Source organism: Kistimonas scapharcae (assembly GCF_039540975.1).
GTDB classification, from domain to species: domain Bacteria; phylum Pseudomonadota; class Gammaproteobacteria; order Pseudomonadales; family Endozoicomonadaceae; genus Kistimonas; species Kistimonas scapharcae.
In genome coordinates this window covers 1-1,986 of the sequence record NZ_BAABFL010000268.1, presented here as the reverse complement: position 1 = coordinate 1,986, position 1,986 = coordinate 1, and the positions used below count along the sequence as shown (strand labels likewise).

The following is a 1,986-nucleotide window of genomic DNA, read 5'->3' as shown; positions in this document are numbered from 1 at the left end:
GCTGGGTTACATGGCTGCGCGAACCTGCCCCATGCCAGCAAGGCTTCTCAAGCTGGCTGAGCCACAGTGGTAATCAGGTAAATGAATTACGGAAAAGCCTCGAAGAGATCAGCGCCTGAAGCTCAGTAGCATCACTATGGATATAAACAATATTAACTTTTGCCATAGAAGCGGCAGATAAAATCGGAGCAATATACCGCTTCTATCGAGAATCGGTATGCACAAGCGATGCATTAGCAGCACCACCCAACGCATGGGAAGCCAATAATGTTTGAAATCCCATATGGCAGAAGGACAACAAGATCAGCGTGAAGCTTATCAGCTTCTGGCTATTTAAGTGGTCTAACGTGGTTTTTGATGTGTTGTTTCATATAGCATTGGAGCAGGCCTGAAAACCGACGGCCTGCCCCTGGTGTGCATTACTCTATCCAGCGAGTCTGGTTCATGCCGCCATCAGCCTGAATTTCTGCGCCGTACATAAAAGAGGAGTCTTCTGAGGCAAGGAATAGAGCCACGGATGCCATCTCTTCCACACGACCCATACGACCGGCTGCCAGTTTGCTTGCAAGTTTTTCCCGGTAAGCATCAACCTCAGCGTCTGAAAGCCCCGCTTTTTTCTCAATATCCGTTACAATTGGGCCAGGGCTTAAAACGTTGATGCGAGCATCGTATTTTTTCAGTTCTGGTGTGAGTGAGCGGGCAAGAGAGCGAACGGCCGCTTTGGTGGCACTGTAAATAGACAGGCCTGCCATTCCCATTTCATCCAGGCATGAAGACGTCAGGATTATTGATGCCCCTTTATTTAGATAAGGGATTGCAGCCTTAACGGTAAAAAAAGCCCCCTTAAAATTAACGTCAACGTGTAAATCGAAAATGGCTTCGTTAATTTGTTCTATGGGAGTCGGCTGGCTCAGTCCGGCATTGGCAAAAACAACATCTATCCTGCCCAGTTGATTTTCACTATTTTTGAAGAAAGCTTCCAGGCTATCCAGGTTTCGTACATCTCCCACAAATCCGATAGCATTAGAACCGATTTCGTTTAAGGCGAAGTCAACCTTGTCTTTCGAACGCGCTAAAATAGCCACTTTGGCACCCTGCGCTGCAAACAGTTTAGCGGTTTCCAGGCCAATACCGGTATAACCGCCAGTAATCGCAATAACCTTATTTTCTAGTTTATTACTCATGATCCGATTCTTTGAAATGTCAGCCCTATTGGGCTAAGTGGCATTGGTTTAGCTGAAAGCCGGTGAAAACAACCGAAGGGACGTGGTTTTTTCATACGCTTTGCCTTGGGGGTAACTGACAAGTTCAAGTTGCATGCCCCAAGGTGTCATAAAATAGACCCAGCTCTCACCGGCACTCGGGCCTGTTTCCATCACAGTCGGCTCTCCAAGCAGGGGGATTCCGTTTTCTTGGAGATAGCGTACCGCCTTATTCATGTCGGTTACGTAAAACGCAATATGATGGCCACCGATATCGCTATTTTTCGGTTGACTTGAATGTTGTTTGGGTGCGTTGTACTCAAAAATTTCCAGATTACTACCGTTGTAACAACGTAATATCGCAATGGCAGTTATTTCAGCCCTTGGATCAACGTTCAGGTGTTCTCGCATCCAGTCCCCATCATCATCTTTGAAGGGGCCCAGTCTGTATATTGTCTGGCAGCCTAAAACCGTTTCGAAAAAAGTGACGGCCTGTTCAAGGTCGGGTACGGTAAATCCAACGTGGTCAACGCCTTTCAGTCCAGGCATGGCTCCATAGGATGATTCCATGATGACTCCATTGATAAGTGCTGAATCAAAAATTGCACAACGGCATATTCAACTGAATGGTGGCCATAAGTCCTTTATTCATATGTGCCTCTAATGGGATAGTGATTATCGGGATTTCGTATAAATTCCAGTCCTGCTGCGTATTCTGGCACAACTTGAACACCGATTCTGGTAACTCTTGAACACCCATTCTGGTAAGTCTTGAACACTGATT

General features: G+C 46.4%; 3 protein-coding genes. All 3 read right to left on the bottom strand.

What is annotated here, in order from left to right; translation table 11 throughout:
* Positions 1 to 419: 419 nt before the first annotated feature.
* Positions 420 to 1,184, bottom strand: a complete 765-nt coding sequence (locus ABD892_RS10935) for an SDR family oxidoreductase (RefSeq protein WP_345195677.1) — start codon at positions 1,182 to 1,184, stop codon at positions 420 to 422.
* Between the two features lie 48 nt (positions 1,185 to 1,232).
* Positions 1,233 to 1,772, bottom strand: coding sequence for a VOC family protein (locus ABD892_RS10930; RefSeq protein ID WP_345195675.1), 540 nt, complete (start codon positions 1,770 to 1,772; stop codon positions 1,233 to 1,235).
* A gap of 25 nt (positions 1,773 to 1,797) precedes the next feature.
* A partial coding sequence (locus tag ABD892_RS10925; protein WP_345195674.1) for a hypothetical protein occupies positions 1,798 to 1,986 on the bottom strand: 189 nt, incomplete at its 5' end.